At 65.7% G+C, this 20857-nt stretch carries 16 protein-coding genes; 7 read left to right on the forward strand and 9 right to left on the reverse strand.

The features are described 5' to 3' along the window. Positions 1-4 precede the first annotated feature (4 nt). The 5 genes from ACODS1_RS00915 (at position 5) to recJ (ending at position 7037) form a co-directional block, all read left to right on the forward strand. Positions 5-694: a phospholipase D-like domain-containing protein gene (locus ACODS1_RS00915; RefSeq protein ID WP_489084165.1), complete on the forward strand. Its 690-nt coding sequence runs from the start codon at positions 5-7 to the stop codon at positions 692-694. Next, on the forward strand, positions 694-3405 hold the full coding sequence (locus ACODS1_RS00920) for a DEAD/DEAH box helicase (protein WP_489084166.1): 2712 nt from the start codon (positions 694-696) through the stop codon (positions 3403-3405). Before ACODS1_RS00915 ends, ACODS1_RS00920 begins: the two co-directional genes overlap by 1 nt. Before the next feature lie 87 nt (positions 3406-3492). Further along, complete coding sequence (locus tag ACODS1_RS00925; RefSeq protein WP_489084167.1) at positions 3493-4671, forward strand: GGDEF domain-containing protein; 1179 nt, start codon at positions 3493-3495, stop codon at positions 4669-4671. A gap of 44 nt (positions 4672-4715) precedes the next feature. Next, positions 4716-5255 (forward strand): YaeQ family protein, encoded by a 540-nt coding sequence (locus tag ACODS1_RS00930; protein WP_106736834.1) that lies wholly within the window; start codon positions 4716-4718, stop codon positions 5253-5255. A 72-nt stretch (positions 5256-5327) separates the two neighbouring features. Continuing rightward, positions 5328-7037, forward strand: coding sequence for a single-stranded-DNA-specific exonuclease RecJ (recJ, locus tag ACODS1_RS00935; RefSeq protein WP_489084168.1), 1710 nt, complete (start codon positions 5328-5330; stop codon positions 7035-7037). An 18-nt stretch (positions 7038-7055) separates the two neighbouring features. On the opposite strand, the gene dapA is transcribed toward recJ, so the two are convergent. The 8 genes from dapA to ACODS1_RS00975 all read right to left on the reverse strand — a co-directional run bounded on the left by dapA (position 7056) and on the right by ACODS1_RS00975 (position 16466). After that, positions 7056-7922, reverse strand: a complete 867-nt coding sequence (gene dapA / locus ACODS1_RS00940) for a 4-hydroxy-tetrahydrodipicolinate synthase (protein ID WP_489084169.1) — start codon at positions 7920-7922, stop codon at positions 7056-7058. Positions 7923-8246: 324 nt separating this feature from the next. After that, positions 8247-9671, reverse strand: coding sequence for a gamma-aminobutyraldehyde dehydrogenase (locus tag ACODS1_RS00945; protein WP_489084170.1), 1425 nt, complete (start codon positions 9669-9671; stop codon positions 8247-8249). 42 nt (positions 9672-9713) lie between these two features. Further along, entirely contained in the window at positions 9714-10520 is an 807-nt protein-coding gene (locus tag ACODS1_RS00950; protein ID WP_322981043.1) for an ABC transporter permease, read from the reverse strand. Continuing rightward, positions 10510-11448: an ABC transporter permease gene (locus ACODS1_RS00955; RefSeq protein ID WP_489084171.1), complete on the reverse strand. Its 939-nt coding sequence runs from the start codon at positions 11446-11448 to the stop codon at positions 10510-10512. The genes ACODS1_RS00950 and ACODS1_RS00955 overlap by 11 nt, the downstream gene beginning before the upstream one ends. A 1-nt stretch (position 11449) precedes the next feature. Further along, positions 11450-12478 (reverse strand): ABC transporter ATP-binding protein, encoded by a 1029-nt coding sequence (locus ACODS1_RS00960; protein ID WP_322981041.1) that lies wholly within the window; start codon positions 12476-12478, stop codon positions 11450-11452. A gap of 267 nt (positions 12479-12745) precedes the next feature. After that, positions 12746-13897 carry a putative ABC transporter substrate-binding protein YdcS gene (gene ydcS / locus ACODS1_RS00965; protein ID WP_322981040.1) on the reverse strand — a complete coding sequence of 384 codons (1152 nt, stop codon included), beginning with the start codon at positions 13895-13897 and terminating at the stop codon, positions 12746-12748. Positions 13898-13967: 70 nt separating this feature from the next. Beyond that, complete coding sequence (locus ACODS1_RS00970; protein ID WP_489084172.1) at positions 13968-15464, reverse strand: gamma-aminobutyraldehyde dehydrogenase; 1497 nt, start codon at positions 15462-15464, stop codon at positions 13968-13970. Positions 15465-15554: 90 nt separating this feature from the next. Then, on the reverse strand, positions 15555-16466 hold the full coding sequence (locus ACODS1_RS00975) for a LysR family transcriptional regulator (protein ID WP_322981039.1): 912 nt from the start codon (positions 16464-16466) through the stop codon (positions 15555-15557). Between the two features lie 168 nt (positions 16467-16634). On the opposite strand from ACODS1_RS00975, the gene ACODS1_RS00980 reads away from it, so the two are divergent. Both ACODS1_RS00980 and ACODS1_RS00985 read left to right on the forward strand, forming a co-directional pair. Beyond that, complete coding sequence (locus tag ACODS1_RS00980) at positions 16635-17372, forward strand: tellurite resistance TerB family protein (protein ID WP_322981158.1); 738 nt, start codon at positions 16635-16637, stop codon at positions 17370-17372. Between the two features lie 78 nt (positions 17373-17450). Then, the gene (locus tag ACODS1_RS00985) at positions 17451-19061 is read left to right on the forward strand and encodes a GMC family oxidoreductase (RefSeq protein ID WP_489084173.1); all 1611 of its coding nucleotides are present in this window, start codon (positions 17451-17453) and stop codon (positions 19059-19061) included. Here the strand turns inward: ACODS1_RS00985 and ACODS1_RS00990 are convergent, their stop codons facing one another. Continuing rightward, a complete protein-coding gene (locus ACODS1_RS00990) occupies positions 19062-20702 on the reverse strand; it encodes a diguanylate cyclase domain-containing protein (RefSeq protein ID WP_489084174.1) in 1641 nt (546 codons plus the stop codon). It lies immediately after the preceding gene. Between the last annotated feature and the right edge of the window lie 155 nt (positions 20703-20857).

The raw sequence follows: 20857 nt of genomic DNA on the forward strand, positions 1-20857 counted from the left end.
TTTCATGGACTTCAATCGCCTCGACCAGCAACTGCGTGACAGCCTCGCTGACCTGCGCCTGAGCAACGAGGAACGCGACGAGTTGCGCCAACTGGGCAGCGAGTTGAGCAGCGATCAGGTGCGCTTCATGCGTAATCGCGCCTTCGCCCTGGCCCGTGAACTGATGCAGGATCCGGCCAATGTCGAACCGGCGCTGAAATGGCTGGAGCAGGTCATCAAGACCCTCGACAGCGTTGGCAGTGCGCCACGCGTGGAGCATGCCACGGCACACTTCAGCCCCGGCGAGAGCTGCCGGCGCCAGATCCGCGAGCTGTGCCGCCAGGCGCGCAAGAGTGTGGAAATCTGCGTCTACACCATCTCCGACGATCAGCTCAGTGAAGAAGTGCTGGCGTGCCATGAGCGCGGCATCGCCGTGCGCGTGATCACCGACAACGAAAAACAGTTCGACGTCGGCAGCGATATTCAGTGGTTGCGCGACAAGGGCGTGCCGCTGCGCATCGACGCCGGCCCCTTCCACATGCACCACAAATTTGCCCTGTTCGATGGGCGCCTGCTGCTCAACGGCAGCTTCAACTGGACACGTAGCGCCAGCACCAGCAACGAGGAAAACCTGTTGGTGATCGATCACCCGCAACTGGTTGCGGCCTACAGCCGTGAATTCGAGTCGCTGTGGGCGCGATACGCAGGTAACTGATGAGCCAAATTCACGCCCGCCAACTGCTCGGCTTCTATCGCAGCTGCTACCTGGCCGACAGCCGCGACCTGGATCTGGACAACCTGAGCAAGCTGCCCGCCAATCGCTGGGCCTGGCTCGATGGGCGTGAGGAACTGGCCAGTGGCGGTATGCCGCTGTTGCCGTTGTCTGCCGAGCTGGGCCGTAACCTGGCCGAGGCGCAGGCGCTGTATCAACGCGAGCTGCAACTGGTCTACGGCGTGCTGCCGATCTGTGGCCGGCTGCAGCTGGAAAGCGGGGCCTCGCAGGCGATCTGTGGCCCGTTGTTCTATTACGAGGCCAACCTGCAGGCGACAGCCGACGGGCAGAGCCAGATGCTCGCCATCGACGTGCAGCGCGCCCATGGCAATTGGCGCTTGTTGCGCCGTCTGTTCGATGAGAACGGCAGTGATAGCCTCGACGGGCTGCCGCTGCCGACAGGCCCACTCGATGATGCCTCTCTGGGGCAGTTGCTGGCCTGGGTAGAGCGCAATACGCAGGTGGGTGACGTCAGTGAGGCGGCGGGTTTCCCGCAATTGGCAGATGTCGAGACCTTGGCCAAGGCTCAGCGTCGCCGCAGCCTGTCGCTGCAGGCCGGCGCCTTCGTCGCGCTGGTGCCGCGCGGCAGTGGCAGTCGCGGCATTGCCCATGAGCTGCAACTGCTGCAGGAGGCCGAGCAGCTTTCGCCGGCCTTGTTGCAGTTGCTCGGTGAAGCGCCAGCGGTGCCGCCCACGGGCTCGATCAGTACGCCGCAGCGCCTGCCTGCGCAGCTCAGCGCGGCGCAATGCCGGGCGCTGGCCAATGCCGCGCGTTATCCGCTAAGCCAGATTTCCGGCCCGCCCGGCACCGGCAAGAGCTACAGCCTGGCCGCGCTGGCGCTGGATCGTTACCTGCAGGGCGAGACGGTACTGCTGGTCAGCCGCAGTGCCCAGGCGGTGCGCGTGATCGCGCACAAGCTGCGCGAAGATTTCGGCCTGCGTGACGGCGTGCTCGAAGGCGATGGCCACAGCCTGCGCCAGGCCCTGCGCGAGCGGCTGCAGCGTATGCTGCAGGGCGAGATTGCCGAGGTATCCGAACCGCTCGAGGCACGTCAACGCAGCGAACTGGAGGTGCTGACTCAGGCCGAAGTGCGCCTGTCGGCTGATTTTCGTCGTCGCTGCGAGCAGGCCGTGCGCTGGAGCCGCCTGCTGCTGCGTGCCGAACGTGGCAGCCTGGCTTTCTGGCAGCGCTGGTTGCAGGTGCCCTGGGTGCGCAAACGTATCGGCAGCAGTGTGCGCCCCTGGGCATTGCTGGATGAGTTGCGCGATTGCCAGCAGCGCCGTCAGTCGCTCAGCCGTGAGCACCTCAACAGCCATCGCAGCCTGGCGCTCAAGCGCCTGCTGATGACCGACCGTGGGCTGTTCGTGCGCTACAACCAAGCCATTCGCGCGCGCAATTCGCAGCGCCAACTGGCGCTGTTCGAGGATATCGACCCGGCGCGCCTGCTCGCTGCTTTCCCGATCTGGGTGGTGACGCTGGACGAGCTGCATCGGCTGCTGCCGCTGCGCCCGCAGCTGTTCGACGTGATGGTGATGGACGAGGCGACCCAGTGCGATATTGCTTCGGCGCTACCGGCTTTCCAACGCTGCAAGCGCGCCGTGGTGACCGGCGATGCACGTCAGTTGCGGCACATTTCCTTTCTCTCCCGTGTGCGCGAAACGCAACTGTTGCAACGCGCCGGCCTGCAGGCCGAGGCGCGCGAGGCCTGGAGTTATCGTGACAACAGCGTGCTGGATCTGGTCGGCCTGCAACTGGCCAGCCAGGACGCCGTGGTGTTTCTCGACGAACACTTTCGCAGCCGCCCGGCGCTGATTCGCTTCAGCAACGAGTTGTTCTACGGCCAGCGCCTGCGGGTGATGAAGGAGCGCCCGGGCGGTGAGGCCTGCGACAGTCTGCAATTGCTGCGCATCGACGGCCAGCGTGGGCGCAATGGGGTCAACGAAGCAGAGGTGGAGCGCGTGCTGGCGCTGATCACCGCGCACCTGGCCGAGTACCAGGGCAGCCCGCTCAAACCCAGCATCGGTGTGCTGTCACCGTTCCGTGATCAGGTCGAACGCATCCGCACGCGTATCGGCGAAACCCTGCCGCTGGAACGATTGCGCGAGTTCCGCCTGCTGGTGGACACGCCTTATGGCTTCCAAGGCGAGGAGCGCGATCTGATGATCCTCAGTTTCGCCATCGATAGAGAATCGAGCCAGGCTGCGGCCTACCTGAATCGCGCCGACCTGTTCAACGTCGCCATCACCCGCGCCCGCGAGCGCCAGGTGCTGCTGTTCAGCGGTGATGAGCACCAGTTGCCGGCTACGCACCTGCTGCGCCGTTATCTGGAGTACCTCGAAAAACCCGGCGCCGTCTGGCAACCCGGCGCCACCGACGCGGCGCGGCAGACCCTGTGCGAAGCGCTGCAGGCCGAGGGCGTCAGCGTCTGGAACCATTATCCGCTGGCTGGCCAGGTGCTGGATCTGTTCTGCCGCCGTGGCGACAAATGCCTGGCCATCGACCTGATCGGTTTTCCGGGGGAGGGCGAGGGCTTCCTCGAACTGGAGCGCTACCTGGTGCTGACGCGCGCCGGCCTGGAAACCCTGCCGTTGAGCTATGGCCTCTGGCACGAGGCGCCGCAGCAGGTGTTGGAGGCCGTATTGGCAAGGCTTTGACCGTGTTCCCGGGGCCGCTTTCAGCTATCGTACAGGCCATGTCTGGTAAGTCAGGAAGGCTTACTGAAAAGCTTCGGAAATTCTTCGATGTTGATGTTGCAGTTGCACCTGCCCACCCTGTTAGTCGCCAGCACTGCGGTCATCAGCTTGTGCGGGGTGTTGTTGATCTTCAGCTGGTCGCAGGGGCGTCAGCAGCGGGCCCTGTTATGGACGGGCGCGATGATGCTGTTGGCCGCCCTGGGGCTGGTGCTCAATGCCCTGCGCGGGGGCAGCTTCGATTGGGTGCCCATCGTGCTGGGCAATATCGTGCTGCTGCTGTGCATTGCCATGAACTGGTCGGTGATCCGCGTATTTTGCGGTCGTGCGCCGATCTATACCGGGGTCTGCGCAGGCGCCGCATGTTGGGCGCTGCTGTGTCTGTGGCCGACCTTCTATACCAGTCTGGCGGCGCGGGTCGCCGTGCATACCCTGATCGCCAGCCTGTATCTGCTGGCTGCGCTGGTTGAGCTCTGGCGGGCCCGGCGCACGCTCGAGGTGTCGGTGGTGCCCATGGCAGTGCTTGTCGGCCTGCACCTGATGTTTCTGCTGGCGCGCATGTTCCTTGGCCCCGGCGTGACCGGCTATGGCGATATTCAGTCGAATCCGCTGTTCACGCTCGTGTTGATCGAAAGCATGCTGTACGCCGTCGGTATCGCCTTCATGTTGTTGTCGATGGTCAAGGAGCGTGCTGAAAAGCAATACCGCCGGGCCGCTTATTCCGATGAGTTGACCGGAGTCGGCAATCGGCGGGCCTTCTTCGAAGCGGGCGAGCGCCTGCTCAGCCTGTGTCAGCGTCAGCGCCGCCCCGTGGCGCTGCTGTCCTTCGACCTGGATCATTTCAAGGCGATCAACGATGAGCTTGGCCACCAGGAAGGCGACCGGGTGCTCAAGGCCTTTGCTTCCGGTGTTGCGCAGAATCTGCGCCGTAGCGACGTATTCGGGCGTATCGGTGGCGAAGAGTTCGCCTGCCTGATCGACGGCAGTGGTACCGATGCCCTGGCGCTGGCCGAGCGTATTCGTGTCGGCTTCTCCGCGCTGGCGCCCAAGGGTCGCGAACAGAGCGTGAGTATCGGCCTGGTGGCGATGGAGTGGGGCACCTATGACCTGCAGTATCTGCTGAATCTGGCTGACAAGGCGTTGTACCAGGCCAAACGCGACGGGCGTAACCGCGTGGAACTGTACCGAGGGGATGCTGGCGGCTCAGCGGGCGGGGCAGAGGTGCGCTAATCGCGGTAGACTTGCCGCCTTACCGACCCGTCAAGAAGCCCGCCATGGCCCTGCCATCGACCACCTACAAAATCGAACTGAACCTCACCGACATGGATCGCAGCGTCTACGAGAACCTGCGTTTCACCGTCGCTCGTCACCCGTCCGAGACCGAAGAACGCCTGGCCGCAAGGCTGATCGCCTATGCGCTGTTCTACCACGAGCAACTGGCGTTCGGCCGCGGCCTGTCGGATGTCGACGAGCCAGCGTTGTGGGAAAAGAGCCTCGACGATCGCGTGCTGCACTGGATCGAGGTCGGCCAGCCTGACAGCGAGCGCATCACCTGGTGCTCGCGGCGTACCGAGAAGTTCAGCCTGGTGGCCTACGGCAACCTGCGCGTGTGGCAGACCAAGTGCCTCGACCCGGTGCGCAGCCTGAAAAACATTAATGTGGTTGGCCTGGGCCAGGAGGCGCTGGCCGACCTGGCGCTGGACATGCCGCGTTCGCTGTCCTGGAGCGTGATGATCAGCGATGGCGAGCTGTTCGTCACCGACGAGCGTGGTCAGCACGAGATTCCGCTGGAGTGGCTGGCCGGCCAGCGTTGAAGCCGTAGGGCGGGTGCAACCCGCCGGATCACCTGTGGCGGGTTGCACCCGCCCTACACGAAAAGACTCAAGATGCGTATCGAAGCCCGTCCCCTACCTGCACAACTGCCCGACCTGGGTAACCTGCCGCCGCTGCTCACCCGTCTCTACGCCGCTCGTGGCGTGCAGTCCGCCGAGGAGCTGGACAAGGGGCTGGCGCGGCTGATTCCGTACCAGCAGCTCAAGGGCATCGATGCGGCGGTCGAACTGCTGGTCGCGGCGCTCGAGCAGCGTCAGCGCATCCTCATCGTCGGTGACTTCGACGCGGACGGCGCCACGGCCAGTACGGTCGGTGTGCTCGGCCTGCGCCTGCTGGGCGCCGCGCATGTCGATTACCTGGTGCCCAACCGTTTCGAGTATGGCTATGGCCTGACCCCGGAAATCGTCGCCGTCGCTCTCGAACGCCAGCCCGATCTGCTGCTGACCGTGGACAACGGCATCTCCAGCGTCGATGGCGTGGCGGCGGCCAAGGCCGCTGGGCTGACGGTACTGGTCACCGACCATCACCTGCCGGGGCCGGAGCTGCCGGCCGCCGATGCCATCGTCAACCCCAATCAGCCGGGCTGCGAGTTCCCCAGCAAGTCCATGGCCGGCGTTGGGGTGATGTTCTATGTGCTGCTGGCGCTGCGTGCGCGGCTGCGTGAGAGCAACTGGTTCGCCAGCCGTGCAGAGCCGAATCTGGGCGAGCTGCTCGACCTGGTAGCGCTGGGCAGTGTCGCCGACGTGGTGCCGCTGGATGCCAACAACCGCATCCTGGTGCACCAGGGGCTGGCGCGTATCCGTGCAGGCCGGGCGCGGCCTGGGTTGCGGGCGATTCTCGAAGTCGCCGGGCGTGATCATAAGCGCATCACCTCTACCGACCTGGGCTTCATCCTCGGGCCACGCCTGAACGCGGCCGGGCGTCTTGACGACATGAGCTTAGGGATAGAATGCCTGCTCTGCGACGACGAGGCGCTGGCCCGCGACATGGCGGTGCAGCTCGATCAACTCAATCAGGATCGCAAGGCCATCGAGCAGGGCATGCAACGCGAGGCGCTGGCCCAGCTCAAGGATCTGTCGATCGAGGACATGCCGTTCGGCCTGTGCCTGTTCGAGTCGGACTGGCACCAGGGGGTGATCGGCATTCTCGCTTCGCGCCTGAAGGAGCGTTACCACCGCCCGGCCATCGCCTTCGCCGATGCCGGTGAGGGCATGCTCAAGGGCTCGGCGCGTTCGGTGCCGGGGCTGCATATCCGTGATGCGCTGGACGCGGTTGCAGCCAAGCATCCGGGGCTGATCAGCAAGTTTGGCGGGCATGCCATGGCCGCCGGCCTGTCGTTGCCGCAGGCCAACTTCGGCGCCTTCGCCGCGGCTTTCGATGCCGAAGTGCGCCGCCAGCTCAGCGAGGACGACCTGACCGGCCGGCTGCTCTCCGATGGTCAGCTCGATGCCACCGAGTTTCACCTGGAACTGGCTCGCGCTCTGCGCAACGCCGGGCCCTGGGGCCAGCATTTCCCCGAGCCGCTGTTCCATGGCGTGTTTCAGGTCATCAATCAGCGCGTGGTCGGTGAGCGCCATCTGAAACTGGTGCTCAAGACCGAGTGCGGCAGCGTGCAGCTTGACGGCATCGCCTTCAACATCGACCGCGAGGTTTGGCCGAACCCGACGGTGCGCTGGGCCGAGCTGGCCTACAAACTCGACCTCAACGAGTTCCGTGGCAACGAGACCGTGCAACTGATGGTGGCGCATATCGCTCCGCGCTGACGCAGGGCAGTGCATTAGCTAATCCGCCAATGTGGCCAGCACGTGACGCAGGCGTTCGCGGTTTTCCGGCGAGCAGGGCAGTATCGGCGCGCGTACCTCCTCGTGGGTCAGTTCCAGCAAGGCCAGGGCCGCCTTCACGGCTGCCGGATTGGCTTCGCTGAACGCCGCCTGCATCCAGGGCAGCAACCGGTAGTGCAACTGCCGAGCGCCCTGCAGATCGCCTTGCGCCACACGCTGCTGCATCTCCACGTAAAGATCGGCGCGAATATGCGCCGAGGCCGAGATGGCCCCCGCGCCACCCAGGCACAGGGTGCTGAAAATCTGCACGTCCTCGCCGGCCAGCACCTGCACCTGGCCATCGGCGATCAACGCCATGGTGGTTTCGGCATCGCCGGCGCAGTCCTTGATGGCCTGGATATTGGGATGGCGGACGATGCGGCGCAGCGTCTCGCGCTCGATACGCACGCCGGTGCGGTAGGGAATGTCGTAGAGCACCAGCGGCACCTCGGCGGCGTCGGCCAGGGTGGTGAAGAAGTGCTCCAATCCTGCCTGCGACGGGCGGATGTAGTAGGGCGCCGGCACCAGCAGACCGGCCAGCGGGCGGCGCTGGATTTCCCGCTGCAGGTCGAGCAATGCATTCAACTGGTTGCCGGCCAGGCCCATGATCACGCGCTCGGCGGGGACGCGCTGGAGCACGGCATCCAGCACCGCCAGTTGCTCGCTATGGCTGAGTGCTGCTGCCTCGCCGGTGGTGCCACAGACCACGAAACCCGCGACACCATCCTCCAGCAGTTTGGCCGTCAGCCGGTCGAGGCTGGCGAAATCGATCTCGCCGTTGTGAAAGGGGGTGACCAGCGCCACCCAGATACCTTGAAAAGCGGACATGCGAAAAACTCCGTGCGACTGACCGTCTGGGTCGCCGTCAGGGAGGGTGCGGGATACGAGCGGGAGGGGGAGATGCAACCTGGCGCTTGTCCTGTCAGCCCATCTGACGGGACAGCGCCCCGGTCAAATGAGCGACTGTTTCTTGGATTTCTTGGCAACGACGACGCACGCGCACTGGCAGGCAGTGAAGCCTGGGAGCAGTGGTGGGTGGTCGAAGGTGGCGTACATGGGCGGCCCGTTGCCTGAATCGTTCGGCGATGGTGCTTGGCCTGGCGTGAGGCTGTCAAGCACGGGGCGGTTTGCCCCGTGCCGGACAGCGGCTGATCAGTGCTTGAACATCACATGGCGAATGGCGGTGTAGTCCTCCAGGCCGTACATCGACATGTCCTTGCCGTAGCCAGAGCGCTTGACGCCGCCGTGGGGCATTTCGCTGACCAGCATGAAGTGCGTGTTGACCCAGGTGCAGCCGTATTGCAGACGTGCGGCCAGGCGATGGGCACGGCCCACGTCGCGCGTCCACACCGAGCTGGCCAGGCCGTAGCTGGAATCGTTGGCCCAGCCCAGCACCTGCGCTTCGTCGTCGAAGGCGGTGATCGAGATCACCGGGCCGAACACTTCGCGCTGGACGATCTCGTCATCCTGGCGGGCACCGGCCAGCACGGTCGGCTCGAAGAAGAAGCCGGGCCGTGCGGCACGCTGGCCGCCGGTGACCACACGGATGTGCGGCAGCGCCTTGGCGCGTTCGACGAAGCCTTCGACGCGCTGCAGGTGCTGCTCGGTGATCAGCGGGCCAAGCTCGACGCCGTCCTCGTCCTGCAGGCCCATCTTCAGCGAACCGACCGCTTCGCCAAGGCGGCGCACCACTTCGTCGTAGACGCCTTGCTGCACGTACAGGCGGCAGGCGGCGGTGCAGTCCTGGCCGGCGTTGTAGAAGCCGAAGCTGCGGATGCCGTCGACCACCGCGTCGATGTCGGCATCGTCGAACACCAGCACCGGCGCCTTGCCGCCCAGTTCCATGTGCATGCGTTTCACGCTGTCGGCGGTGCCAGCGATGATCCGCGAGCCGGTGGGGATCGAGCCGGTGAGCGAAACCATGCGCACCTTGTCGTGGGTCACCAGGGGCTCGCCGACGCTCGGGCCGCGGCCGAAGACGATGTTGACCACGCCTGCGGGGAAGATGCCGGCGATGATCCCGCCCAGGCGCAGGGCGCTCAGCGGCGTCTGTTCGGAGGGCTTGAGCACCACGGTGTTGCCGGCGGCCAGGGCCGGGGCGAGTTTCCACGCGGCCATCATCAGCGGGTAGTTCCACGGGGCGATGGATGCGACCACGCCAACCGGATCGCGGCGGATCATCGAGGTATGGCCGGGCAGGTATTCGCCTGCCGCCGAGCCCTGCAGGCAGCGCGCGGCGCCGGCGAAGAAGCGGAACACGTCGGCGATGGCCGGCAACTCGTCGCCACGGGCGGCGGCATAGGGCTTGCCGCAGTTCTGCGATTCCAGCCGAGCCAGTTCGTCGGCGTTGGCATCAATGGCGTCGGCCAGGGCCAGCAACAGCGCCGAGCGCTGGCCGGGCGTGGTCTGCGACCAGGACTCGAAGGCGGCATCGGCGGCGCGCACGGCGGCGTCGACCTGTTCGGCAGTGGCTTCGGCGATGTGTACCAGGGGCGTGCCCAGCGACGGGTTGAGCACGGCCTGGGCCTCGCCCTGGCCGGCGACCAGTTCACCGTTGATCAGCAGATGGGTTTGCATGAATGGAACCTCGCTAGGGGATGGTCGATGGGAAAGGCGGGGTCACTTGCCGCTGCCGGCAACGCCCTCGCTGTCCTTGGTCAGGTAGTAGGCGCCGAGGATCGGCAGCATGGTCACCAGCATCACGGCCATGGCCACCACGTTGGTCACCGGCACGTCGCGCGGGCGTGACAACTGGTTGAGCAGCCACAGCGGCAGGGTGCGCTCGTGGCCGGCGGTGAAGGTGGTGACGATGATCTCGTCGAACGACAGGGCGAAGGCCAGCATGCCGCCAGCCAGAAGCGCCGAGGCGAGGTTGGGCAGGACGATGTAACGGAAGGTCTGCCAGCCGTCGGCACCCAGATCCATGCTGGCCTCGATCAGGCTCTGGCTGGTGCGGCGAAAACGGGCGATGACGTTGTTGTAGACGATCACCACGCAGAAGGTGGCGTGGCCGATGACGATGGTGAGGATGCCGGGCTCGATGCCGAAGGTCTTGAACGCGGCGAGCAGGGCGATGCCGGTGATGATGCCGGGCAGAGCGATTGGCAGGATCAGCATCATCGAGATGCTCTCCTTGCCGAAGAAGTCGCGCCGGTACAGCGCGGCAGCGGCCAGGGTACCGAGCAGCAGGGCGATGGTGGTGGCAATGGCCGCCACCTGCAGCGACAGCTTGATCGCCTCGAGCACGTCGGCGCGGGCCAAGGCCACGGCGAACCAGTCCAGAGTCAGCCCCTTGGGTGGGAAGCTGAAGCCGGCGCTCTCGGTGTTGAAGGCGTAGAGGAAGATGATCAGGATCGGGAAATGCAGGAACAGCAGCCCGCCCCAGGCGGCCAGCTTCAATCCCCAGGATGCGCGCTCAGAGTGCATCGAAGGCTCCCAGACGTTTGACGATGGACAGGTAGACGGCGATCAGCACGATTGGCACCAGGGTGAAGGCGGCGGCCATCGGCATGTTGCCGATCGAGCCCTGCTGCGAATACACCATGTTGCCGATGAAGAAGCCGGGCGGGCCGACCAGTTGCGGGACGATGAAGTCGCCGAGGGTCAGGCTGAAGGTGAAGATCGAGCCGGCGGCGATGCCGGGGATCGACAGCGGCAGGATCACCTGGGCGAAGGTTTGCAGCGGTCGCGCACCCAGGTCGGCCGAGGCCTGCAGTAGCGACGGCGGCAGGCGTTCCAGGGAGGCCTGGATCGGCAGGATCATGAACGGCAGCCAGATGTAGACGAACACCAGAAAGCGCCCGAAATGCGAGGTGGACAGCGTGTTGCCGCCCACACCCGGCGTCGCCAGCAGCAGGTTCAGCAGTGGCTCCAGGCCCAGGTGCTGGACGAACCACATGGCCACGCCACCCTTGGCCAGCAGCAGCGTCCAGGCATAGGCCTTGACGATGTAGCTGGCCCACATCGGCAGCATCACCGCGATGTAGAAGAACGCCTTGATCCGGCCCGTGGTGTAGCGCGCCATGTAGTAGGCGATGGGGAAGGCCAGCAGGGCGCTGGCCAGGGTGACCGCCACGGCCATGCTCAGGGTGCGCAGGATGATGTCGAAGTTGGCCGGTTGGAACAGCGCGGCGAAGTTGCCCAGCGTCAGATCCGGGGTGACCGTCATGCTGAAGTCGTCGAAGGTGTAGAAGCCCTGCCACAGCAGGGTCAGCAACGAACCCAGGTAGATCGCGCCAAACCACAGCAGCGGCGGAATCAGCAGCAGGGACAGGTAGAGCGTCGGCTTGCGGTAGAGCAGGTCGGCCAGGCGGTGCAGCAGGCCGCCTCCGCTCGGGAGTGTGCTGGTCCTCATCTCAGGCCTCCTCGCGCAGGGCGACCATGGCCCCGCGCGACCAGCGCACCTGCACCGTCTGGCCGACCTGGGGCGAGGTGGCGCTGGCCTGCCACTGGCTGTTGGCCTGGCTGACAGCGAAGTTCTGCCCGTTGTCCAGGCGAATCTCGTAGCGTGTGGCGGCGCCCTGATACTGGATATCGTGCAGCAGGCCGTTGATCTCCAGCTCGTCGCTGGCCAGTGCCTCGCCAGCGGCCAGGCGCGTGTGCTCGGGGCGGATCGACAGCGGTCGCGCACTGCCGGCCAGGCGCTGCGCCAGCTCGCCGCGCAGCACGTTGGAGGTGCCGACGAACTCGGCGACGAAGGCCGTGGCCGGCTGCATGTAGAGGTTGCGCGGGGTGTCCACCTGTTCGATGCGACCCTTGTTGAACACGGCCACGCGGTCGGACATCGACAGCGCCTCGCCCTGATCATGGGTGACGAAAATGAAGGTGATGCCGAGCTGGCGCTGCAGCTTCTTCAGCTCGCTCTGCATCTGCTCGCGCAGCTTCAGATCGAGCGCGCCCAGCGGCTCGTCGAGCAGCAGCACGCGCGGGCGGTTGACCAGGGCGCGGGCCAGGGCCACGCGCTGGCGCTGACCGCCGGACATGGCCGCCGGCTTGCGTCCACCGAAACCGGCCAGGGCGACCATGGCCAGTGCTTCCTCGGCGCGGGCATGGCGCTCGGCCCTGGCCACGCCCTTGACCTTGAGGCCGTAGGCGACGTTGTCCAGCACGCTCATGTGCGGGAACAGCGCGTAGTCCTGGAACACGGTGTTGACGTCACGCCGGTAGGGCGCAAGGCCGGCGGCTTCCTCGCCGTGAATGCGGATCGAGCCGCTGCTGGGCTGCTCGAAGCCGGCGATCAGGCGCAGGCAGGTGGTCTTGCCCGAGCCCGAAGGGCCGAGCATGGAAAAGAATTCGCCGTCCTGGATGTCGATGGACACCCGGTCGACGGCCTTGACCTCGCCGAACACGCGGGAGACATCGGTGAATTGCACTGCAAGGGTCATCTTCAACACTCCAGGAGAAAAACAGCCCACCACCGGCCCGGCCGGTTTGCCGACACGAGACGGGAGAGTCGGTGGTGGGTGTGCGGCGGTAAAGCTGTGGAAGGGGTTACCAAACCATCAGGTTTTGAACGTCGTCCTGGCTGTGTCGCGAGCGAGCCTCAGCCGTGTCCGGCCAGCGCGCAGAAACCGCAGCGTACTGGCGTACGTGAGGATTCCGAGCACTGCCGGGCGCTGACCAGGCTTGCGCAGCAGCCGCCAGGACGGCGTTCAGCGACCGCCCATGATGGCGATGTAGTCCTGAGTCCAGCGGCTGTAGGGCACGTACTTGCCACCCTCGGCCTGCGGGGTTTTCCAGAAGGCGATCTTGTCGAAGTTGTCGAAGCCGTTGACCTTGCAGCCCTCGGCGCCGAGCAGCTCGTTGCCCTGGCAGGCCGCCGGCACGGCGGGCAGGGAGCCGAACCAGGCGGCCACGTCGCCCTGCACCTTGTTCTCCAGCGACCAGTTCATCCACTTGTAGGCACACACCGGGTGCTTGGCCTCGGCATGCAGCATGGTGGTGTCGGCCCAGCCGGTGGCGCCCTCGCTGGGCACGGTGGAAGCGATCGGCTGTTTCTCCAGTTGCAGGGCATTGACCTGGTACGGCCAGGCGCTGGAGGCGACCACGCCTTCGTTCTTGAAGTCGTTCATCTGCACGGTCACGTCGTGCCAGTAGCGGTGGATCAGCGGCTGCTGCTGGCGCAGCAGGGCTAGCACGGCTGCGTACTGCTCCTCGGTCAGCAGGTAGGGATCGTCGATGCCCAGCTCGGGCTTGTGCGCCTTGAGGTAGAGCGCGGCATCGGCGATGTAGATGGGGCCGTCATAGGCCTGTACACGGCCCTTGTTGGGCTTGCCGTCGGCCAGGGTCTGGGCCTCGAACAGCACGTTCCAGCTGGTGGGCGCCTGCTTGAAGACGTTGGTGTTGTACATCAGCACGTTCGGCCCCCACTGGTAGGGCGTGCCGTAGTGTTGCCCGGCGACGGTGTGCCAGGGGGCATTCTTCAGGCGCTCGTCGACCTTGCTCCAGTTGGGGATCAGGTCGGTGTTGATCGGCTGCACGCGCTTGCCGGCGACCAGGCGCAGCGAGGCATCGCCGGAGGCGGTGACCAGGTCGTAGCCGCCCTTGGCCATCAGGCTGACCATTTCGTCCGAGGTGGCGGCGGTCTTGACGTTGACCTGGCAGCCCGACTCCTGTTCGAAGGCGGTCACCCAGTCATAGCCCTTGTCGGTCTCGCCACGCTCGATGTAGCCGGGCCAGGCGATGATGTCGAGCTGACCCTCAGGCTTGCCCAGGGCGGTCAGCGGTTCGGCGGCCTGCACGGCACAAACGGTCAGCAGGGCGGTGGTCAGGGCGCTTAGTGCGGCGGTTCTGTGCGCGGACATCGTGTTTCCCTCTTTATTGGACATCGTTGTAGGGGCAGTGAAATGTCGTCGGCGCTGCCGCCGGCGTTGATCAGTCTAGTTGTTGTCCGTGGCGCACCATGATGTGGCGCGCCACGCTGTAGTCGTGTAGCGAATCGCTGGACAGATCCTTGCCGTAGCCGGAGCGTTTCAGGCCGCCGTGGGGCATCTCGCTGGTCAGCATGAAATGGGTGTTGATCCAGGTACAGCCGTACTGCAGGCGCCCGGCAAGCTGGAAAGCCTTGTCCAGGTCGCGCGTCCACACCGAGCTGGCCAGGCCGTATTCGGAGTCGTTGGCCCAGTCCAGCGCCTGGCTGGGTTCGTCGAAGCGGGTGACGGTCACCACCGGGCCGAACACCTCGCGCTGGACGATCTCGTCGCTCTGCCGGCAGCCGGCCAGCAGGGTCGGTTGGTAGTAGAAGCCAGGGCCGGAATGCACCGCGGCGCCGGTGATGCGTTCGATGTGCGGCTGGCCGAGGGCGCGCTCGACGAAGCTGGCCACGCGGTCGCGCTGGCGGGCGCTGATCAGCGGGCCGATCTCGTTGTCGGCGTCCTTCTTGCGCGCGAAGCGAATGCTGGAGACGGCGTCACCCAGCGCGGCTACCAGGCGATCATGAATGCCGGCCTGGGCGTAGATGCGGCAGGCGGCAGTGCAGTCCTGCCCGGCGTTGTAGTAACCATGGGTGCGCACGCCCTGCACCACGGCGTCGAGGTCGGCATCGTCGCAGACGATCACCGGCGCCTTGCCGCCCAGTTCCAGGTGGGTGCGCTTGACCGTGCGTGAGGCGGCCTGAAGGATTTTTTGTCCGGTAACGATATCGCCGGTCAGCGACACCAGGCGCACCTTCGGATGGCTGACCAGCGGTGCGCCGACGCTTTCGCCGCCGCCGCAGACGATGTTCAGCACTCCGGCCGGCACGATCTGCGCGAGCAGCGGTGCCAGTGCCAGGATCGACAGCGGGGTGTGCTCCGACGGCTTGAACACCACGCAGTTGCCGGCGGCCAGGGCTGGAGCGATCTTCCACGCCGCCATCATCAGGGGGTAGTTCCACGGCGCGATGGAGGCGACCACGCCGAGGGCGTCACGGCGGATCATCGAGGTGTGGCCCGGCAGGTATTCGCCAGCCAACTGGCCTTGCTGGCAGCGCACCGCGCCGGCGAAGAAGCGAAATACGTCGGCGGTGGCCGGCAGATCGTCCTGGCGCGCCAGGTGCAGTGGCTTGCCGCAGTTCAGGGCTTCCAGGCGGGCGAGCTTTTCGGCGTTGGCATCGATGGCATCGGCGATGGCCAGCAGCACACTGGCGCGGGTTGCCGGCGTGCTGCGCGACCACTGGCCGAAGGCCCGTTGCGCCGCGAGGATGGCGGCCTCTACCTGAGCGCCCGACGCCTCGGCGACTTCGACCAGGCGTTCGCCGCTGGCTGGGTCGAGAATGGCTTCGCGACCGCCTTCGCCGGCGACCAGTTGGCCGTCGATGAGCAGGGCGCTGTGCAGCTCGGGCTGAGGGTTGGACATCTTCTTGTGGCCGCTCTGGCGGGGTGTCTCGGGCATGGTGCGTCTCCAGGGAAGCCGCACCGTTCACTGGAGACTAGAGTCCGGCACGGGCTTCGACAAATTCTAAATACTGAAAGCTGCGTTCGATTAAATCGAAACCTTGCGTCCCGGCGGTTGCTCGCGGGCCAGTGTTAGGAAGGGATCGACCAGTGCCGGCCGCGCCGTACCGCGCCGCCAGGCGAGGCCGACATCCAGCGGTTCGCCGAGGTCGGCCAGTGGCCGCGCCTCGATGATGTCGCCTTCCAGTGACCAGGGGCGGTAGGTCATGTCCGGCTGGATCGACAGGCCCAGCCCTGCCGCCACCAGGCTGCGCACGGCTTCCACCGAGGCGGTGCGCAGACTGACCTGTGGCGTCAGCCCGGCACGGCGCCAGATGCGCTCGGTGTGCAGGCCCATCTCGTCGGCGTTGAGCTGGATCAGCGGCTGCCCGGCGACGTCGGCCAGGGTGATACTGTCGCGTTCCAGTAGCGGGTGCTGGGCCGGCAGCCAGAGGCGGTGCGGCGAGTGGGTCAGCACTTCGGTCTGCAGGGCGTGACGATCCTCCAGGTTGGAGAGGATCAGCACGCCGACATCGATCTCGCCAGCTACCAGCAGGTGCTCGATATAGGGGCGTTCGTCTTCCACAACGCGCGTGGAAACGTTGGGGTAGGCACGCTGGAAGCGGGTGATCAGTTCGGCCAGGTAATAGCCGGCCACCAGGCTGGTGACGCCGATGGTGAGCTGGCCTTCGACCTGATCCGTGCTCTGCTGCAGGCTGCGCTTGGCGTTTTCCACCGTGGCCAGGATCAGGTGCGCCTGGCGCAGGAACTGGTGACCCTGGTGCGTCAGGCTCATGCCCTTGGCATGCCGGTTGAACAGACTGACGCCGATTTCTTCCTCCAGTTGCTGGATGGCCAGGGTCAGGGTCGACTGGGAAATGAACACGGCCTGGGCGGCGGCGGAGATCGAGCCGGTCTCGGCAACGGCGATGAAGTGGCGAATCTGGCGCAGGGTCATCATGCAGGTGGTCTCACCGATAAGGTGTGAGTCGAATGCTGATAAGAGCTTTCTTTTTTATCGAATGAAAGCCTTTCTTCGTCAGGCCGCAATATTCGGAAGCACAGTCGCTCGCAGGGGCATGCCCGTGCCCGCCTAGAATCGAGGCATTTCCCGAGGAGGACGATGACGATGAACACCCGTGGCTTGCTCGATCAACTGCTCAAATCCGGTCAGGAGATGCTGCAACAGAAAGGTGCTGGTGGTGCCTCTTCCGGGCTGGGTGGCGCGCTGGGCGGCCTACTCGGCGGTGGCGCAGGCAAGAAGGGCGGTGGCAGCGATCTTGGCGCGATGCTCAAGGGCGCGGGTGGCGGTGCGGCGCTGGCCATGCTGCTGGGCAACAAGCGGGTGCGCAAGGTCGGCGGCAAGGTGGCGGTCTATGGCGGCCTGGCCGCATTGGGCGTGCTGGCCTACAAGGCCTACGGTAACTGGCAGGCGCAGCAGGCCCAGCAGGGCGGGGCACAGCCGGTGGAGCCGCAGACCCTGGATCGTTTGCCGGCCCCGCAGGCCGAGCAGCACAGCCGCGCCATTCTCAAGGCGCTGGTGGCAGCGGCCAAGGCTGACGGCCATGTCGACGAGCGCGAGCGGCAACTGATCGAAGAGGAACTGGGCAAGCTGGCACAGGACGCTGAATTGCAGGCCTGGCTGCACACCGAACTGAACAAGCCGCTCGATCCCGCCGATGTCGCGCGCGCCGCCAGCACGCCGGAAATGGCCGCTGAGATGTACCTGGCCAGCGTGCTGATGGTGGACGAGGAGCATTTCATGGAGCGGGCTTACCTCGAAGAGCTGGCGCGTCAGCTGCAACTGCCACCTGCACTCAAGGGCGAGCTGGAAGCCCAGGTGCGCGTCGAGCTGCAGCGCGTTTAGACGAAAAGATCATTCATCCTCGCGCTGCGCTTGTTTTAGGCTGTGGCCCGATGACAAGAACGACACGCGAGGATGCTCATGTCGCAAGCGCCCCTGGATGCCTATGACTACCTGATCGTTGGCGCCGGCCCCGCCGGTTGTCTGCTGGCCAATCGGCTGTCTGCCGACCCGGGTGTCAGCGTGCTGTTGATCGAGGCAGGCGGGCGCGACAACTACCCCTGGATTCACATCCCCGTCGGTTACCTCTACTGCATTGGCAACCCGCGTACCGACTGGTGCTTCAGCACCGAGGCCGATCCTGGCCTGCATGGGCGCAGCCTCAAATACCCACGCGGCCGCGTACTCGGTGGCTGCTCGTCGATCAACGGCATGATCTATATGCGTGGCCAGGCCGCCGACTATGACGCCTGGGCTGCTGCCGGCAATGTCGGTTGGGGTTGGGACGATGTGCTGCCGCTGTTCAAACGCACCGAGGATCACTTCGCCGGCAACAGCGCGCTGCATGGCGGCGATGGCGAGTGGCGGGTCGAACGCCAGCGCCTGTCCTGGGAGATTCTCGAAGCCTTTCGCGCGGCTGCGGCGCAAAGCGGTATCGCCAGCGTCGAGGACTTCAACGGCGGCGACAACGAAGGCTGCAGCTACTTTCAGGTCAACCAGAAGGGCGGCGTGCGCTGGAACGCGTCGAAGGCCTTCCTGCGCGGCATCCGCCAGCGGCCGAATCTGCATGTGCTGACCGACGCCGAGGCTGAGCGAGTGGAGCTGGACGCGGGCAGGGCGCACGCCTTGTCGCTGCGCTGGCAGGGACGCCAACTGCGCGTCGCAGCACGCCGTGAAGTGCTGCTGTGCGCCGGTGCCATCGGCTCGCCCGCGCTGCTGCAGCGTTCCGGTATCGGCCCGCGCGGCCTGCTCGAACGCCTGGGTATCGGCGTCAAACACGAACTACCCGGCGTCGGCGAGAACCTGCAGGATCACCTGCAACTGCGCCTGATCTATCGCGTCGAAGGCGTGAAGACCCTCAACCGTATCGCCGCCACGCCCTGGGGCAAGCTGGGCATGGGCCTGGAGTATCTGCTCAAACGCAGCGGCCCGCTGTCGATGGCGCCTAGTCAGCTTGGTGCGTTCGCCAAATCCGGCCCTGACCAGGCACGCGCCAACCTGCAATACCACGTCCAGCCTCTCTCGCTGGAGCGTTTCGGTGAGCCACTGCACGACTTTCCGGCCTTCACCGCCTCGGTGTGCAACCTGCGCCCGCATAGCCGTGGCAGTGTCGCAATCGCCTCGGTCGATGCGGGCGCCGCCCCGTTGATCCGCCCCAATTACCTCAGCGATGAGCGCGATTTGCGAGTGGCGGCCGATGCCATTCGCCTGACCCGGCGTATCGTCGCGGCCCCGGCACTGGCCGGCTACCGGCCGCAGGAATACAAGCCCGGCCCGGACTATCGCAACGAGGAGGATCTGCAGCGCGCGGCAGGTGAGATCGGCACCACCATTTTCCACCCGACCGGTACCTGCGCCATGGGCCGGGGGCGCGACGCCGTGGTCGACGCGCGCCTGCGTGTGCATGGCATCGCCGGCTTGCGCGTGGTCGATGCTTCGATCATGCCGAACATCGTGTCCGGCAATACCTGCTCGCCGGTGCTGATGATCGCGGAGAAGGCCGCGCAGATGATCGCCAGCGACGCCCGCTGATCAGGAGGTGATCGTGTCGTGCTGGAACTGGGCGTGGTTGCGCCCGTCCTGTTTGGCCCGGTAGAGCGCCTGATCGGCCAGTTCCAGTGCTTCGTCCAGGTCGGCGTGATCCAGCGGCCAGATGGCGCCGCCGATGCTGCAGCCGATGCTGACTTCACCCTCATCGAGGGCTACCGGCTGACCCAGGCTGGCGATGGCCCGTTCGGCCACCATCCGCGCCTGGGCGCGGGCGTCGTGCTCGGGCACCAGCAGGATCATGAGGAACTCGTCGCCACCCAGGCGCGCCACCATGTCGCCGTCGCGCAGGATGCTCCTGAGGCGTTGCGCCAGTTCGTGCAGCAGGTGGTCGCCGGCGCTGTGGCCGTAGGTGTCATTGATCGGCTTGAAATCATCCAGGTCGAGATAGAGCAGGGCCAGGCACTGCTGCTGCATCTGGCTACGTTGCTGCGCCTGGGGCAGGTACTTCTCCAGGGCAATGCGGTTCGGCAGGCCAGTCAGCGGGTCGTGGTGGGCCAGGGTTTCCATGGCGCCGAGGGCGCGCTTCTGCAGGGTCAGGCTGTCCACCAGATGGCGGATGGACTGACTCAGTTGGGTGATCTCACGACTCCCGTGCATCTCCGGAATTTCGTTGATCTCCCCCGCACTGAGGCGGTCGGCGGCGTTGGCGATTTCCTGCAGGGGGCGGGTGAAGTAGCCGCTGGCCAGCCAGCCGACGAAGGCGAAGACCACAGCCAGGCCGCTACCCCAGAGGAGGATGCTCAGCAGCAGGCGGTGAGCCGGGGCATAAGCCTGTTCAACCGACTGCCGTGCCACCACCGTCCAACCCAGGCCCGGGTAATCCTGATAGCCACGGCTGCGGGTCAGGCCGGTGAGGTATTCGTTGCCATCCGGCCAGCGTTGAATGGCCCATTGGCTGGCACCCGGCTCGAGGTTTGCCAGCTCGGGCAGTGGCAAGGGCTGGCCGATCATCTCGCGCGGGCCGAGCAATATCGTGCCTTCCTGGCCGATGACGAAGAATTCGACGTGCCGTCGCTCCTGCATCGGTTCGAGCAGCGCGCGCCGTACCTCATAGGCCCAGGCCCAGGACAGGTGCGAGGCCAGCACGCCGACCAGTTGGCCGTCGGCGCCGTGGATCGGCAGGCTGATGTCGACGAACTTCATCGCCTCGCCGGTGGGGTTGGACAGCAGCTTGGCCAGCAGCACCGCTTCATGCACATCGCCGATGAACAGGCCCTTGAGCGCTTCCCGATAAACCGGCCGCTGGGCGATGCTGGCGCCTTCCAGCAGGCCGTTGCTGGAGGCCAGTACGGTGCCCTGCGGGTCGGTGAAGCCGATCCAGGCGATGCTGGGAATCTCTTTCTGCAGGCTGTCGAGCAGGCGTCGGATCTCGCCGATATTGTCCGGTTGGCGCAGTGCTTCGAGGTTGCTCAATACGCGCAACACAGCGGCACGACCTGCCATGTCTCGGTCGAGTCGGTCGACCATGGCGTAGGACAGCTCGGCCAGGTTGCGGCCGGTGTCCTCACGGAATTGCTGGCTGCTGTATTGGCCGATCAGGGTGCCCAGCATCCAGCTGAGCGCTCCGACCAACAGCGCGATGACCAGTGCGAAGCGACTGCGCAGGCTGTACGAGGGTGGCATCTGGGCGTTCCATCAAGAAGTGCTGTGTATAAGTTCTAGCGCAAGTATAAGACGCCGTTAGTCCAGCGCTCTGATATTCCTTGGGCTTGCCGGGCTGCCAGGCATGCTGCGCTCGGGTATACTCCCCGGCTTTTCCGTCCGATTTGCCGCGAGCG

This window comes from Pseudomonas sp. FG29 (genome assembly GCF_057809355.1).

Excerpts from the sequence above, each read along its gene's own strand:
- ACODS1_RS00915 (WP_489084165.1), top strand. The coding sequence starts at position 5 with ATGGACTTCAATCGCCTCGACCAGCAACTGCGTGACAGCCTCGCTGAC.
- ACODS1_RS00920 (WP_489084166.1), top strand. The coding sequence starts at position 694 with ATGAGCCAAATTCACGCCCGCCAACTGCTCGGCTTCTATCGCAGCTGC.
- ACODS1_RS00925 (WP_489084167.1), top strand. The coding sequence starts at position 3,493 with ATGTTGATGTTGCAGTTGCACCTGCCCACCCTGTTAGTCGCCAGCACT.
- ACODS1_RS00930 (WP_106736834.1), top strand. The coding sequence starts at position 4,716 with ATGGCCCTGCCATCGACCACCTACAAAATCGAACTGAACCTCACCGAC.
- recJ (WP_489084168.1), top strand. The coding sequence starts at position 5,328 with ATGCGTATCGAAGCCCGTCCCCTACCTGCACAACTGCCCGACCTGGGT.
- dapA (WP_489084169.1), bottom strand. The coding sequence starts at position 7,922 with ATGTCCGCTTTTCAAGGTATCTGGGTGGCGCTGGTCACCCCCTTTCAC.
- ACODS1_RS00945 (WP_489084170.1), bottom strand. The coding sequence starts at position 9,671 with ATGCAAACCCATCTGCTGATCAACGGTGAACTGGTCGCCGGCCAGGGC.
- ACODS1_RS00950 (WP_322981043.1), bottom strand. The coding sequence starts at position 10,520 with ATGCACTCTGAGCGCGCATCCTGGGGATTGAAGCTGGCCGCCTGGGGC.
- ACODS1_RS00955 (WP_489084171.1), bottom strand. The coding sequence starts at position 11,448 with ATGAGGACCAGCACACTCCCGAGCGGAGGCGGCCTGCTGCACCGCCTG.
- ACODS1_RS00960 (WP_322981041.1), bottom strand. The coding sequence starts at position 12,478 with ATGACCCTTGCAGTGCAATTCACCGATGTCTCCCGCGTGTTCGGCGAG.
- ydcS (WP_322981040.1), bottom strand. The coding sequence starts at position 13,897 with ATGTCCGCGCACAGAACCGCCGCACTAAGCGCCCTGACCACCGCCCTG.
- ACODS1_RS00970 (WP_489084172.1), bottom strand. The coding sequence starts at position 15,464 with ATGCCCGAGACACCCCGCCAGAGCGGCCACAAGAAGATGTCCAACCCT.
- ACODS1_RS00975 (WP_322981039.1), bottom strand. The coding sequence starts at position 16,466 with ATGATGACCCTGCGCCAGATTCGCCACTTCATCGCCGTTGCCGAGACC.
- ACODS1_RS00980 (WP_322981158.1), top strand. The coding sequence starts at position 16,635 with ATGAACACCCGTGGCTTGCTCGATCAACTGCTCAAATCCGGTCAGGAG.
- ACODS1_RS00985 (WP_489084173.1), top strand. The coding sequence starts at position 17,451 with ATGTCGCAAGCGCCCCTGGATGCCTATGACTACCTGATCGTTGGCGCC.
- ACODS1_RS00990 (WP_489084174.1), bottom strand. The coding sequence starts at position 20,702 with ATGCCACCCTCGTACAGCCTGCGCAGTCGCTTCGCACTGGTCATCGCG.